This is a genomic window from Celeribacter neptunius (genome assembly GCF_900113955.1).
Classification (GTDB): domain Bacteria; phylum Pseudomonadota; class Alphaproteobacteria; order Rhodobacterales; family Rhodobacteraceae; genus Celeribacter; species Celeribacter neptunius.
The window spans coordinates 849513-864109 of sequence record NZ_FORH01000001.1; the positions used below are offsets into that span (position 1 = coordinate 849513).

Consider the following 14597-nt stretch of genomic DNA (forward strand, 5'->3'; position numbering starts at 1 on the left):
ACATTTCTTAAATTGTCGTCACAGATCCCTATGAAAATCCGGGTTTTTCTGGGGTAATCGGCAAGATGTCTAGGAAAATCGCCCCGGTTGTCATGAAACTGTTACATTAGTTTCACAAAAGCATTGCAACGCCATCCTAAACCGCCGATCGAGAGGGCAATGATGCTCTCGGACACAAGCAAATTTCAGGAGCATATGATGTCCTTTGTGAAACTGACCGCTTCCGCGCTCGCGATTGCCGCCGTTTCGGCCACCGCCGCCGCCGCCCGTGACCAGGTGCAGGTCGCCGGTTCTTCCACCGTTCTGCCCTACGCTTCCATCGTCGCTGAAGCTTTCGGTGAAAACTTCGACTTCCCGACCCCGGTCGTGGAATCCGGTGGCTCCTCCGCTGGTCTGAAACGCTTCTGCGAAGGTGTTGGCGAAAACACCATCGACGTGGCCAACGCGTCCCGCAAGATCAAGGACAAAGAGATCGCAGCCTGTGCCGAAGCCGGCGTGACCGACATCATCGAGGTTCGCATCGGCTATGACGGCATCGTCTTCGCCTCCCAGCTGAACGGCCCGGCCTTCACCGCATTCGAACCGGCTGACATCTTCAACGCTCTGGGCGCCAAAGTCCTGAAAGACGGCGAAATCGTTGACAACACCTACGCTCAGTGGGCTGACTTCAACGCCGATCTGCCGGCTGCCGACATCATGGCTTTCATCCCGGGCACCAAGCACGGCACCCGCGAAGTCTTCGAAGAAAAAGTGCTCGTCGCTGGTTGTGAAGCCACCGGCGCCTACGACGCCATGGTTGCTTCCGGCATGTCCGAAGACGACGCGGAAGACGCTTGTATGTCTGTTCGCACCGATGGCAAATCCGTGGACATCGACGGCGACTACACCGAGACGCTGGCCTCCATCGACGCCAACCCGAACGGCATCGGCGTGTTCGGTCTCGCCTTCTACGAGAACAACACCGACAAGCTGAAAACCGCGACCATGTCCGGCGTTGAAGCCACCACCGCGACCATCGCCTCCGGCGACTACCCGGTCTCCCGCCCGCTGTTCTTCTACGTGAAGAAAGCCCACATCGGCGTGATCCCGGGTCTGAAAGAATACGCTGAGTTCTTCATCTCCGACGACATGGCTGGCCCGGACGGCCCGCTTGCCGAATACGGCCTCGTCTCCGATCCGGAACTGGCCTCGACCCAGGCTGCGATCGAAGCCGAAGACACCATGCAGTAAGCCGCCTTGGCTTTCTGAAGACACTGGCGGCGGCGCGGGGATCCCCCTGCGCCGCTTCCCATCCGGGCTCCCCGGTTCATGACAATCCTGCAACGGACGTATTCTCCGTCCCGCACAAGGAGCGGCACATGCCCATATTGTGGCTCATTCTCCTCGTTCTGGCCCTTGGCCTCATTGGTTTTGTTCTTGGGCGCAGCCGTGCGCTGAGCAACGCCGGCGGCGATATCCGTCAGCTTCATTCCCTGCCGAGCTATTATGGCTCGAACGTCTTGCTTGCGACGCTGATCCCGGGCTTAGCCGTGCTGCTGCTCTGGCTGATCGCGCAACCGATGGTGATCCACGGCCAGATCTCCTCGATGATCCCCGAAAGCGCCTATACCGACGCCGGCTCGCTGAACCTTGTGATGTCGGATGTGAAACGCGTCGCAGAGGGGCTTGATATCGCGGTGCAGGAAGGCGCGCTGAGCGTCGAACAGGCCCGTGACATCCGCACCGAATTCACCGATATCCGGGCGCGTCTGGGCGAGGTCGGGGTGGCGCTCGGCTCCAATGTCGAGGCCTATGTGCTGAAAGCCGCCCAGAGATACCGGGTGATGAATGCCGTGGGGCATTGGATCATGACCGGCGCGGTTCTGGCCGCGGCGCTGGCCGGGTTCGCCTATGCGCTGATGCGCACCAACAAGGACTACCGCGCCCGCAACCAGGTCGAGAAAGTGCTCCTGGGCCTGTTGATCGGCGCCGCGTCGCTCGCCGTTCTGACCACGGTCGGGATCGTGCTGTCGCTGATCTTCAACACGATCGAGTTTTTCAAGCTCTACCCGGCGATGGACTTTTTCTTCGGCACCACCTGGTCGCCCTCCTTTGGCGGCGGCTCCGAGCTTGGCATCCTGCCGCTGTTCTGGGGCACCTTTTATGTCTCGCTGATCGCGCTGGTCGTGGCCGTGCCGATCGGGCTTTTCGCTGCCGTCTACCTGTCGGAATACGCGGGCCCGAAAGTGCGCGCCATCGCCAAGCCGCTTCTCGAGGTGCTCGCCGGCATCCCGACCATCGTCTACGGTCTGTTTGCACTGCTGACCGTCGGGCCCCTCCTGATGAATGTCTTCGGTGAAGATGGCGGTCTCGGCTGGATGCAGGGCGGGCGCTCGGTGATGACCGCCGGTCTGGTGATGGGCGTCATGCTCATTCCCTTCGTGTCCTCGCTTTCCGATGACATCATCAACGCCGTGCCGCAGGCGATGCGCGACGGTTCGCTCGGGCTCGGCGCCACCAAATCCGAAACCGTGAAACAGGTGGTTCTGCCGGCCGCTCTGCCGGGCATCGTCGGCGCCATCCTTCTGGCCGCCTCGCGCGCCATCGGCGAGACCATGATCGTGGTCCTGGGCGCCGGGGCCGCAGCCCGGCTCAGCATGAACCCGTTCGAAGCCATGACCACGGTGACCACGCGGATCGTGTCGCAGCTCACCGGTGACGCCGATTTCGCCTCTGCCGAAGCGCTCGTGGCCTTTGCCCTCGGGATGACGCTCTTTGTCATCACCCTCGGGCTCAACATTCTCGCGCTCGTGATCGTGCGCAAATACCGGGAGCAGTATGACTGATGTCCGATTTTACCGCAGATAACAGCCCCGCCGCCGGCAAGGGTAGCTCTCTGTTCAAAGAGACCGCCCGCACCAAGCGCCGCAACGCCGCCGAAGCCCGGTTCAAGGCCTATGGCATTGGCGCCATCGCCCTTGGCCTGTTCTTTCTGATCGCGCTCCTGAGCGCCATCATCTCGAACGGCATCCCGGCGTTCAAACAGACTTTCGTGACCATTTCGGTCGAATTGCCGGAGGCCAAGCTCGACAAGAACGGCAACCGCGACCCGGCGGAAATGGCCAAGGTCACCACATTCGGCTACAAGCCGGTAATCACCAATGCGCTGATCGCGGCGCTGAAAGCCGAGGGGATCGAGATCCCCTTCGCGAAAGAAAAGGACGTCGCCGACATTCTGTCGTCCTCCGCGCCGGCGCAGGTGCGCGACACCGTGCTCGCCAATCCCGATCTCGTCGGTCAGACCGTCGATTTCCGGCTCCTGGCCTCGTCGCGTGTGGACGGCTATTTCAAAGGCCGCGTGACCCGCGAGGCGCTGGCGCGTGACAAGAATCTCGACGCCGAGCATCTCGATATTGCCGATCAGATGGTGAAGGCCGGTCTGATGGAGACCACGTTCAACGCCGATTTCATCTTTGGCGCCGACGCCTCCGAGAGCCGTCCGGAACAGGCCGGGATCGGGGTGTCGATGGTCGGCTCCTTCTTCATGATGTTGGTGGTGCTGTCGCTGGCGCTGCCCATCGGTGTGGCCGCCTCGATCTATCTCGAGGAATTCGCGCCACAGAACAAATGGACCGATCTGATCGAGGTGAATATCTCCAATCTCGCGGCCGTGCCCTCGATCGTCTTCGGGATCCTCGGTCTGGCGGTGTTCATCCAGTTCGCGCATCTGCCGCAATCGGCACCGCTGGTGGGCGGTCTGGTGCTCACCCTGATGACCCTGCCGACGATCATCATCTCGACTCGGGCCTCGCTCAAGGCCGTGCCGCCCTCGATCCGCGATGCCGCGCTCGGCATCGGCGCCTCGAAGATGCAGTCGGTGTTCCACCATGTGCTGCCGCTGGCGATGCCGGGGATCCTGACCGGGACGATCATCGGTCTGGCGCAGGCATTGGGCGAGACCGCGCCGCTCCTGCTGATCGGCATGATCGGCTATATCGCCTCCAACATGCCCGATGGCATTGCCTCCGGCTTCCTCGATCCCAACTCGGCCATGCCCGCGCAGATTTACGAATGGGCAAAACGCGCCGATCCGGCCTATTATGAACGCGCCTGGGGCGGGATCATCATCCTTCTTTTGTTCCTGATGACGATGAACATCATCGCTGTCATTTTGCGCCGCCGCTTCGAGCGCCGCTGGTAATGAGGTCCGAGCCATGAACGATATGCGAATTGTGAAAAGAGACGTGGACATGAACGACACAAAAATCTCGGCCAAAGGGGTACAGGTCTTCTATGGCGACACCCATGCGATCAAGGATGTGGATGTCGAGATCAAGGACAAGACCGTCACCGCCTTCATCGGTCCGTCGGGCTGTGGCAAGTCCACCTTCCTGCGCTGTCTGAACCGGATGAACGACACGATCGACATCTGCCGCGTCGAGGGCAATATCCTGCTGGACGGCGAGGATATCTACGACAAGCGCGTCGACCCGGTGCAACTGCGGGCCAAGGTCGGCATGGTGTTCCAGCGTCCGAACCCCTTCCCGAAGTCGATCTACGACAACATCGCCTACGGGCCGCGCATCCATGGTCTGGCCAAGAACAAGGCCGATCTCGACGAGATCGTCGAAAAGGCGCTGCGCCGGGGCGCGATCTGGGATGAGGTCAAGGACCGTCTCGACGCGCCGGGCACCGGGCTTTCGGGTGGTCAGCAACAACGTCTGTGCATCGCCCGCGCCGTGGCGACCGAGCCGGAAGTGCTCCTGATGGACGAGCCGTGCTCCGCATTGGACCCGATCGCGACGCTTCAGGTCGAAGAGTTGATCGACGAGCTGCGCGAGAATTTCTCCGTCGTCATCGTCACCCACTCGATGCAACAGGCCGCCCGTGTGAGCCAGAAGACCGCGTTCTTTCACCTCGGCAATCTCGTCGAATATGGCGATACGGAACAGATTTTCACCAATCCGCAGGATGAGCGCACAGAGAGCTACATCACCGGCCGGATCGGCTAAGGAGAAATTTCATGCACAATGATAGCAAACATATCGCCTCGGCCTTTGACCGGGATCTCGAAGCCATCCAGGCCCTGATCATGAAAATGGGCGGGCTGGTCGAGGCCGCGATCACCGATGCCGCCAAGGCGCTCGAAGAGCGCGACGTCGAACTGGCCGAAAAGGTCCACAAGGGCGACAAGGCAATCGACAAGCTCGAAGAGGAAGTCAACGAAGAGGCGGCGCGCCTGATCGCGCTGCGCTCGCCCACGGCGTCGGATCTGCGCACCGTGCTGACGGTGATGAAGATCTCGACCAATCTCGAGCGCTGTGGCGACTATGCCAAGAACCTGGCGAAACGCACCGGCGTTCTGGTCAATATGACCCAGATCGAAGGCGCGGCCACCTCGATCCGCCGCATGGCGCGCGAGGTCGAGGAGATGCTCAAGCTCGCCCTCGATGCCTATATCCAGCGCGACGAGAACCTGGCCGAACAGGTCCGCTACCGCGATCTCGACGTCGATCAGATGTACAATGCGCTGTTCCGCGAATTCCTCACCTATATGATGGAAGACCCGCGCAACATCACCGCCTGTATGCACCTGCATTTCATCGCCAAGAATATCGAGCGCATGGGCGACCATGCCACCTCGATTGCCGAACAGGTGATCTATCTCACCACCGGTGAAATGCCCGAAGATGCGCGTCCGAAAGGGGATTTGACCTCTCAGACCGAAATGGGTTCGGAGGAGCTCTGATGTCGGCCGATCAACCGCGTGTTCTCGTGGTCGAGGACGAACCCGCGCAGCGTGAAGTGCTCGCCTATAATCTCGAATCCGAAGGTTTTGCCGTCTCCAAAGCCGAGAATGGCGACGATGCGCTGCTCTACGTGGACGAAGACAATCCGGACATCATCGTTCTCGACTGGATGCTCCCGGGCGTGTCGGGGATCGAGATCTGCCGGCGCCTGAAAACCCGGCCGGACACCCGCGATATCCCGATCATCATGCTCTCGGCGCGCTCCGAAGAGGTGGACCGGGTCCGCGGGCTCGAGACCGGCGCCGATGACTATGTCGTCAAACCCTATTCGGTGATCGAGCTGATGGCGCGTGTGCGCACCCAGCTCCGGCGCGTGCGCCCGGCCTCGACCGGTCTGGTGCTGGAATTCGAGGACATCCGGCTGGATTCCGAGACCCATCGCGTCACCCGGGGCGAAGATTCCCTGAAACTCGGGCCGACCGAGTTCCGGCTCTTGTCGACCTTCATGGAAAAGCCCGGCCGGGTCTGGTCCCGCGAACAGCTTCTGGACCGGGTCTGGGGCCGTGACATCTATGTCGATACCCGCACCGTCGATGTGCATATCGGCCGGTTGCGCAAGGCGCTGTGCCAGCATGGTGGCGAAGATCCGGTGCGCACGGTGCGCGGCGCCGGCTATGCGCTCGGCTGAGGCCTCCCTGGTCGGCGCGGCAGGGCGAAACTGACAAGGCGACTGTCAGGCAAAATGCGCCGGGCCCTCGGGTCCGGTGCTTTTTCTTTGATCAGAGCGCCAGAACAAGGGAGAAGAAGGGGGCCGCACAGGTGATCTGCGGACAATCCGCGGGCCGGAAGCCTTGCCGTCCGGCCGCAATTCGTGATCAGATAATTTGAGCAAATTATCATAAGGCCGGCGCAGAGATGACGATCGAGATCGAGGACAAGGCAAAGCAATCGGACAAGGCCGCGGCGGCGACGACGACCACGGCCAAGGAACCGGCGCATCTGCGGACCTACCGCGGCATTCGCGAGCTGATCCTGTCGGGCGATCTGGTGCCGGGCGAACCCGTGACCATCCAGGGGCTGACGGAGCGTCTCGGGGCCGGCATGACCCCGGTGCGCGAGGCGATAAGGCGGCTCACCTCCGAAGGCGCGCTGGTGTTTCACGGCAATCGCCGGGTGACCGTGCCGGTGCTGACCCGGGTGGAGCTCGACGAGCTGATCTTTGCCCGTCTGGCGCTGGAACCGGAACTGGCGCGGCGCGGCGCGGAACGGATTTCCGAGGCCGAGATCATCGCGCTCACCGGTATCGATGGCGAGATCGACGCCGCTATCGCCCGGGGCGACACGCGCGCCTATCTGATCCACAATCATCGGTTTCACATGGCGCTCTATGCCCCCGCGCATTCCGAGGTGATCGCGCCCATCGTCGATGCGCTCTGGCTGCGCTCCGGCCCGGCGCTTCGGGTGATGTGCCACCGGGTCGGCACCCAGAACCTGCCGGACATGCACCGTGCCGCGATTGACGCGCTGCATGCCAAGGACACGGGCGCGGTGGCCGAGGCGATCCGCCAGGATATTCTCCAGGGGATGGAAGGCATCCGCAGCCTGCTCGAGACTCCGGACGCCTGATCTGTCACATCGGGTCAGACAGATATTGCCTTGATTTCGCAGAAATCTTCGATGCCGTAGACGCCGCCCTCACGACCATTTCCTGAGAGCTTGTAGCCGCCAAAGGGCGAGCCGTAGGAAATATCCGACCCATTGAGATGCACCATGCCGGCGCGGATCTCGCGGGCTATGGCCATGCCACGGGCCTTGCTCTCTGCGCTGTCGCCGGTCTGGACATAGGCGGCCAGCCCATAGGGCGTGTCATTGGCGATTTTCACGGCGTCTTCGTCATCGGCATAGGAGATCATCGCCAGCACCGGGCCAAAGACCTCTTCCTGGGCGATGGTCATGTCATTGGTGACATCGCCGAACACGGTCGGTCGGACAAAATAGCCACGGTTGAAGCCCTCGGGGCGATCCGGGCCACCGGCGACGAGCCGGGCGCCTTCGTCGATCGCGGTCTGGATCAGGCCCTGAACCTTGTCATATTGCGGTTGCGACACCAGCGGGCCGATATGATTGCCGGGCTGCGACGGCAGGCCGACCTCGGTCGCCTCGGCCACTTCCTTGGCAATCTCCATCGCCGCCTCGTAGCGGCTTTCGGGCACCAGCATCCGGGTGGGGGCGTTGCAGCTCTGGCCGGTGTTCTGGAAACAATGACGCGCGCCGCGTGTCACCGCCTCTTCGAGATTGCAATCGTCCAGGAGGATATTCGGGCTCTTGCCGCCGAGCTCGAGCGTCACGCGTTTCACCGTGGGCGCGGCGGCCTTGGAGATTTCCACGCCGGCGCGGGTCGAGCCGGTGAAGGAGATCATCGCCACATCGGGGTGCGCCGAAAGCGCTGCGCCCACACCCGGACCGTCACCATTGACGAGATTGAACACGCCCTTGGGCACGCCGGCCTCGTGCAGGATCTCGGCATAGATCAGCGCATTCATCGGCGTGAGTTCCGAGGGTTTCAGCACCATGGTGCAGCCGGCGGCCAGTGCCGGGATCACCTTGAGCGCAATCTGGTTGATCGGCCAGTTCCAGGGCGTGATGAAGCCGCAGACGCCGATCGGCTCATGCAGGATCAGATCGCCCACGGCATTCTCATGTTCAAACTCGAACCCCTCGAGCGCTTTTACCACACCGTCCAAGTGACCGATGCCAACGGCGGCCTGCGCCCGGTCGGAGAGCGAAATCGGTGCGCCCATTTCCTCGGTGATCGCGGCGGCCATTTCATCATAGCGGAGTTGATAGGCTTCGCGGATCGCGGCCAGAAGCTCCAGCCGTTCGGTCTTCGTGGTGCGGGCAAAGGACGGGAAGGCGGCTTTGGCGGCGGCGACGGCGGCATCGACATCGGCGCTTGAGCCGAGCGCCACCGTGGCGAATGCCTCTTCGGTCGCGGGGTTGATCACATCGACCGTCGTGCCCCCCAGAGGCGCAACCCATTGGCCGTCGATATAAAAGCGCTCTGTTTTCAACTCTGTCATCTTGGCCTCACATCCGTTTGAATTTCTTTAAAAAGCGCTCAGAGCCGGTCGCGGAGAGCATACCATGTCATCGCCGCCGCCAACAGGGGCGTGCGCAGCGCATGCCCGCCCGGAAAGCTCGGGGTCGGCAGATCCGCCATCAGATCGAAACGGCTGGCCTGTGTCGTCACGGTCTCCGCCGCGATCTGACCGGCCAGCGTGGCGAGCGCCACACCCTGACCGGAGAATCCGGCGGTGGACAGCGTGCTCGGTCCCAGCCGCTGAAACGACGGCAGGCGCGACATGGTGATCCCCAGAGTGCCGCCCCAGGCGTAGTCCAGCTTGGCCTTCAGGTCCGGGAAAACTTTGAGCATCGGGCCGCGCACCTTGGCGCGCAGATCGCTTGGAAACTTGTACCCATAGCTCTCGCCGCCGCCGAAAATCATCCGGTTGTCCTCGGACAGGCGGAAGTAATTGATCACGAAGCGACTGTCGGCCACGGCATGGCGGTTCGGAATGAGCCGGTCGGCGATATCTTGGGGCAGGGGCTCGGTAACGGCGATGAAATTGTTGATCGGCATTACCTTGCGGGCGATCCGCGGCAGGATATTGTTGTGATAGCCGTTCATGGCGAGGATCAGGTGATCGGCCTGAATCACCGCCTGATCGGTGTAGACGCGGGGTTTTGATCCCGCAGAAGACCGGTGCTCGATCTTGGTCACCCGCGACAGCTCGAACAGCTTTGCGCCCGCCGCCTCGGCCAGACGGGCCAGAGCGAAGGCATATTTCAACGGATGGAGATGCCCCGATCCCATGTCGAGCGTGCCGGACTGGTAATCGTCCGATCCGACCTCGTGGCGGATCTCGTCACGGTCCAGATAGCGGATCTGATCATAGCCATAGGCGGCCTGCATATGCGCCACATGTGCCTTGGAATGGGCCGAGAAGCGGTCGCGGTGATTGGCATGAATGACGCCATCGCGCCACTCGCAATTGTCGCCGCTCTCTTGGAGCAGCGATTTCAGCAGGGCGACAGAGTCGGCGCCCATGTCCCAGAGCAGGCGGGCCTTGTCCTTGCCGACGAGCTCCTCGAGATCACCTTGTTCAAGCCGTTGCCCCATGGACACCTGCCCGCCATTGCGCCCAGAGGCGCCGGAGCCGACGCGTGACGCCTCCAGGAGCAGCACATCCATCCCGGCGCGCGCCAGATGCAGCGCCGCAGAGAGCCCGGCATAACCACCGCCGATGATGCAGACATCGCAGGTGAGCGTGCCCGAGGCCGTGGGGTAGGGGCCGGGGGCGTTGGCCGTGGCCGCATACCAGGAGGGCGCGTGCTGACCGGGCGTGTCGTTGATGCTCAGGATGTCCATATCTGGTCCGTTTGCTCAGGCGTAAAGCCCCTCGGCTTTGATTTTCTCATAGGTCTCGTCGAGCGACAGCCGCGCCCGGGCAATGAGCGTGTCGATCTCGTCTTTCGAGATCACCAGCGGCGGCGAGATGATCATCCGGTCGCCGACATGGCGCATCACCAGATTGTTGGCAAAGCAGCGCTCGCGACAGATATAGCCCACGGTGCCGGCGGGGGCGGCGAATTTCGCGCGGGTCGCCTTGTTCGGCGTCAGCGCGATGGAGCCCATCATGCCGACGATCTTCGCCTCGCCGACCAGCGGGTGATCCGCGAGGCTTTGCCATTTTTCCTTGAGATAGGGCGCGGTCTCCTTGCCGGCGCGTTCGACAATGCCTTCCTCCTCGAGGATGCGCAGGTTTTCGAGCGCCACGGCACAGGCCACCGGGTGGCCGGAATAGGTATAGCCATGGGCGAATTCCTCGGCCGCGTTCAGCGTGTCGAAAATCTCGGTGGAGACGATCGAGGCGCCGAGCGGGATATAGCCGGAGGTGATGCCCTTGGCGCAGGTCATGATATCCGGGGTGATGCTCATGGTCTGGGACCCGAACCAATTCCCCGTGCGGCCGAAACCGGTGATCACCTCATCGGCGATCAGGAGGATGCCGTATTTTTGGGTGATGCGCTGGATCTCCGGCCAGTAGCTCTCGGGCGGCACGATGACACCACCGGCGCCCTGGACCGGCTCGGCGATGAAGGCCGCGACCTTGTCGGCCCCGATCTCTTCGATCTTGGATTCGAGCTGACGCGCGCGTTCCAAGCCGAATTCGTCGGGCGTCATGTCGCCGCCTTCGGACCACCAGTCGGGCTGGTCGATATGCGCGATATCGGGGATCGGCAGCCCGCCCTGGGCATGCATGCCTTTCATCCCGCCCAGAGAGGCCGCGCCCATGGTTGAGCCGTGATAGCCATTCCAGCGCGAGATCACCACTTTGCGCTCCGGCTGGCCTTTCGCGGCCCAGTAATGGCGCACCAGACGCAGGTTGGTGTCATTGGAATCCGAGCCGGAGCCGTTGAAGAACACATGGTTCAACGCGCCGGGGGCGAGCTCGGCCAGACGTTTGGCGAGCATGATCGCCGGCACATGCGAGGTCTGGAAAAACGTGTTGTAGAAAGGAAGTTGCTTCATCTGACGGGCGGCAGCGTCCACGAGTTCATCACGGCCATAGCCGATATTGACGCACCAGAGGCCTGCCATGGCATCCAGGATCTCTTCGCCCTCGCTGTCGGTGAGCCAGACGCCCTTGGCCGAGGTGATGATCCGCGCGCCTTTCTTGGCCAGCGCGGCCCCTTCGGTAAACGGGTGCATGTGATGCGCGGCATCGAGCGCCTGAAGCTCGCCGGTGGGCAGGTGATTGTCGATCATGGTCTTTCCTTTGCGGTGGGCTGGCACTCTGACCGATCCGGCGGGGCGGGGCGTGAAAGCCGCGCTCCGAGACCCCAAAGGATCGGCGGGTACGGGTGACAGCGAAAGCCCCGGAACATATCGGTTGCGGAACGTCATTCGGTTGCCTTGAGAAATATGATCAAATTTTTGAGCGGTCAAGTTCCACCCATGAGATTCCTCGCTCTCATCGCCTCGGTCGGAGCGGGGCCTGAGAGCGGATCGGGTCAGGGCGCCGTCTGGAATAGGACGATGCACATTACGATAGATGTCGCGACATGTTTTCTGCTCAATTTCTGTGCGATATTTGCAAATCGCGTATAGAATATGCGAGGATCGCGGCGGATTTGCCGGGCGGGGGCCTGAGGCGAAACTCCGCATTGACGGGAGGCGCCGAAAAACACACCAATTGATCAAAATTATAACGCTGCGGGCCATCCGTGGCGAATTCCACAGGAGAGTGACAGATGACAGAGACTTCCCGTTTCGGCGCGCCTTCGCGCCGGGCCTTCCTGAAAACCAGCCTCGCCAGCGCGGCGCTCGCCAGCGCCCTGCCGGGCATCGCCTTTGCCCAGGGCAAGGTGCTGAAAGTGGCCGGGATCTACACCGTGCCGGTGGAACAGCAATGGGTGAGCCGCATCCATATCGCCGCCGTCGCGGCCCAGACCCGCGGCGACATCGAATATACCTATTCCGAGAACACCGCCAACACCGACTATCCGCGCGTGATGCGTGAATATGCCGAGCAGGGCTATGACATGATCGTCGGCGAGATTTTCGGTGTCGAGCAGGAAGCCCGCGAGGTGGCCGCCGATTACCCGGATGTCGCCTTCCTCATGGGCTCGTCCTTCAAGGAAGATCCGTCGATCCCGAACCTCTCGGTGTTCGACAACTATATTCAGGACGCGTCCTACCTGTCGGGCATCATCGCCGGCGCCATGTCGTCCTCCGGCAATATCGGCATGGTCGGCGGCTTCCCGATCCCCGAGGTGAACCGTCTGATGCATGCCTTCATGGCGGGCGCCAAGGAAATGAACCCGGACATGAAATTCCAGGTCTCCTTCATCGGTTCCTGGTTCGATCCGCCCAAGGCCAAGGAAACCGCCTATGCGATGATCGAGAACGGTGCGGACATGCTCTATGCCGAACGGTTCGGTGTCTCGGATGCGGCAAAGGAAAAGGGCATTCTCGCCATCGGCAACGTGATCGACACCCAGTCCGACTACCCGGACACGGTCGTGGCCTCCGCGATCTGGCATTTCGAGCCGACGATGGATGCGGCGATTGCCAAGGTCAAAGCCGGCACATTCACCGCCGAGGATTACGGTCTCTATTCCTTCATGAAAGAGGGCGGTTGCTCGCTCGCGCCTTACGGCAATTTCGACGGCAAGATCCCGCAAGACGCGCTCGATCTCGTTGAGACCCGCTCCGCGGCGATCAAGGACGGGACCTTCGCGGTCGAGATCAACGACGAAGAGCCGAAGTCCTCGTAAATGGCGACTGAAAAGAGGGGCGCGGGGCAGGGGGAACCCGTCCTGCGCCTTCTAGGCATCACAAAGCGGTTCGGGCAGGTCACGGCCAATGAGAATGTCAGCTTCTCGCTCAACGAGGGCGAGGTGATCGCGCTTTTGGGCGAAAACGGCGCGGGCAAGACCACGCTGATGAACATTCTCTTTGGCCAATACACCGCCGATGAGGGCACGGTCGAGGCGTTCGGCCGGCCGCTCGCTCCGGGCAATCCCCGGGCCGCGCTCGATGCCGGTGTCGGCATGGTGCATCAGCATTTCACCCTCGCCGGCAATCTCACCGTCTGGGAAAACATCGTGCTGGGCACACAGCGCCTGTCGGAGCGCAGCCTCAGCCCGCGCGCCGCCAAGGACAAGATCCGGGCGCTGTCCGGCAAGTTTCACCTGATCGTCGACCCGGATGCCAAGGTCGGCAGCCTCACGGTGGGCGAGCGCCAGCGGGTCGAGATCCTCAAGGCGCTCTATCGCGATGCCCGCGTGCTCATTCTCGACGAACCCACCGCCGTGTTGACGCCGCAGGAGACCGACGCGCTGTTCGCCACGCTGCGCGAAGCCATCGCGCTCGGCCTCTCGATCGTCTTCATCTCGCACAAGCTGCATGAGGTGATGGATATTTCCCATCGGGTGCTGGTGTTGCGCCATGGCAAGCTGGTCGCCGAACGCACCACATCCGAGACCTCGCGCGAGGAACTCGCCACGCTGATGGTCGGCGGCGAGGTGCGCGCGCCGGAGTTCCCAGCGATGCCGGCGGGACCGGCGCTTCTGTCGCTGAAATCCATCTTTACCGACAAGCTGTTCGATCTCGATCTGGAGCTGTGTGCGGGCCAGATCACCGGGCTGGCGGGCGTCTCCGGCAACGGCCAGGGGGCGCTTTCCGATCTGATTTCCGGCATGTCCACGCCGCTCTCGGGCGAGATGACCGTCGCAGGCCAGACCCCGAAGAGCTGGTCGCCGCGTGCCGCCATCGCCATGGGGATCGGGCGCATCCCCGAGGACCGGCACAAGACCGGCACGATCGCCGACTTTGACCTGACCGAGAATGCCATTCTGGAAACCTATCCCGAAGGGTTCTCGCGCAGGGGCTGGATGGATTGGGCCAGGGCCCACGCCCATACCGAACACCTGATCGAGACCTATGATGTGCGCTGCCCGGGGCCGGAGGCGCGCATTCGCCTCTTGTCCGGTGGCAATATGCAGAAACTCATTCTGGGCCGCGTGCTCGAAGAGAGCCCCAAGATCATCCTCGCCAACCAACCGGTGCGCGGATTGGACATCGGTGCGGTGAATTATGTTCATTCCCGTCTTGCCGCCGCGCGCGAAGCCGGGGCGGCCGTGCTGTTGATCTCCGAGGATCTCGATGAGATCATGAAACTCTCCGACCGCATCCATGTGATCTCCGAGGGCCGTCTCAGCCCGGCGTTCGGACGTGGCGAGATGTCGGCCGCCGAGCTTGGCAAATGGATGGCCGGCGAAGGATTTGCCCATGCCGTTTGA

12 protein-coding genes are annotated in these 14597 nt (G+C 62.3%); 9 read left to right on the forward strand and 3 right to left on the reverse strand.

The features are described from left to right. Positions 1–198 precede the first annotated feature (198 nt). From BM151_RS04205 to BM151_RS04235, 7 genes are all read left to right on the forward strand, one after another. Positions 199–1230: a substrate-binding domain-containing protein gene (locus BM151_RS04205; RefSeq protein ID WP_090059185.1), complete on the forward strand. Its 1032-nt coding sequence runs from the start codon at positions 199–201 to the stop codon at positions 1228–1230. Between the two features lie 128 nt (positions 1231–1358). After that, positions 1359–2825 carry a phosphate ABC transporter permease subunit PstC gene (pstC, locus tag BM151_RS04210; protein WP_090057868.1) on the forward strand — a complete coding sequence of 489 codons (1467 nt, stop codon included), beginning with the start codon at positions 1359–1361 and terminating at the stop codon, positions 2823–2825. Then, positions 2825–4180 carry a phosphate ABC transporter permease PstA gene (pstA, locus tag BM151_RS04215; RefSeq protein ID WP_090057872.1) on the forward strand — a complete coding sequence of 452 codons (1356 nt, stop codon included), beginning with the start codon at positions 2825–2827 and terminating at the stop codon, positions 4178–4180. The genes pstC and pstA overlap by 1 nt, the downstream gene beginning before the upstream one ends. A gap of 13 nt (positions 4181–4193) precedes the next feature. After that, positions 4194–4991 (forward strand): phosphate ABC transporter ATP-binding protein PstB, encoded by a 798-nt coding sequence (gene pstB, locus BM151_RS04220; protein ID WP_090057876.1) that lies wholly within the window; start codon positions 4194–4196, stop codon positions 4989–4991. Positions 4992–5002: 11 nt separating this feature from the next. Beyond that, positions 5003–5728: a phosphate signaling complex protein PhoU gene (phoU, locus tag BM151_RS04225; protein ID WP_090057879.1), complete on the forward strand. Its 726-nt coding sequence runs from the start codon at positions 5003–5005 to the stop codon at positions 5726–5728. Then, positions 5728–6417 (forward strand): phosphate regulon transcriptional regulator PhoB, encoded by a 690-nt coding sequence (phoB, locus tag BM151_RS04230; RefSeq protein WP_177213017.1) that lies wholly within the window; start codon positions 5728–5730, stop codon positions 6415–6417. The genes phoU and phoB overlap by 1 nt, the downstream gene beginning before the upstream one ends. 227 nt (positions 6418–6644) lie before the next feature. After that, positions 6645–7355: a GntR family transcriptional regulator gene (locus BM151_RS04235; RefSeq protein WP_090057889.1), complete on the forward strand. Its 711-nt coding sequence runs from the start codon at positions 6645–6647 to the stop codon at positions 7353–7355. 14 nt (positions 7356–7369) lie between these two features. Here the strand turns inward: BM151_RS04235 and BM151_RS04240 are convergent, their stop codons facing one another. The 3 genes from BM151_RS04240 to BM151_RS04250 are packed head-to-tail and all read right to left on the reverse strand — an operon-like array spanning position 7370 to position 11559. Beyond that, positions 7370–8809 carry an aldehyde dehydrogenase family protein gene (locus tag BM151_RS04240; RefSeq protein WP_090057894.1) on the reverse strand — a complete coding sequence of 480 codons (1440 nt, stop codon included), beginning with the start codon at positions 8807–8809 and terminating at the stop codon, positions 7370–7372. A gap of 38 nt (positions 8810–8847) precedes the next feature. Then, entirely contained in the window at positions 8848–10158 is a 1311-nt protein-coding gene (locus BM151_RS04245; protein WP_090057898.1) for an NAD(P)/FAD-dependent oxidoreductase, read from the reverse strand. Positions 10159–10173: 15 nt separating this feature from the next. Next, entirely contained in the window at positions 10174–11559 is a 1386-nt protein-coding gene (locus BM151_RS04250) for an aspartate aminotransferase family protein (RefSeq protein ID WP_090057903.1), read from the reverse strand. A 485-nt stretch (positions 11560–12044) separates the two neighbouring features. Here BM151_RS04250 and BM151_RS04255 point away from each other — a divergent pair, with 485 nt between their 5' ends. Next, positions 12045–13070 carry a BMP family protein gene (locus BM151_RS04255; RefSeq protein WP_090057908.1) on the forward strand — a complete coding sequence of 342 codons (1026 nt, stop codon included), beginning with the start codon at positions 12045–12047 and terminating at the stop codon, positions 13068–13070. Beyond that, on the forward strand, positions 13071–14597 hold the full coding sequence (locus BM151_RS04260; RefSeq protein ID WP_090057912.1) for an ABC transporter ATP-binding protein: 1527 nt from the start codon (positions 13071–13073) through the stop codon (positions 14595–14597).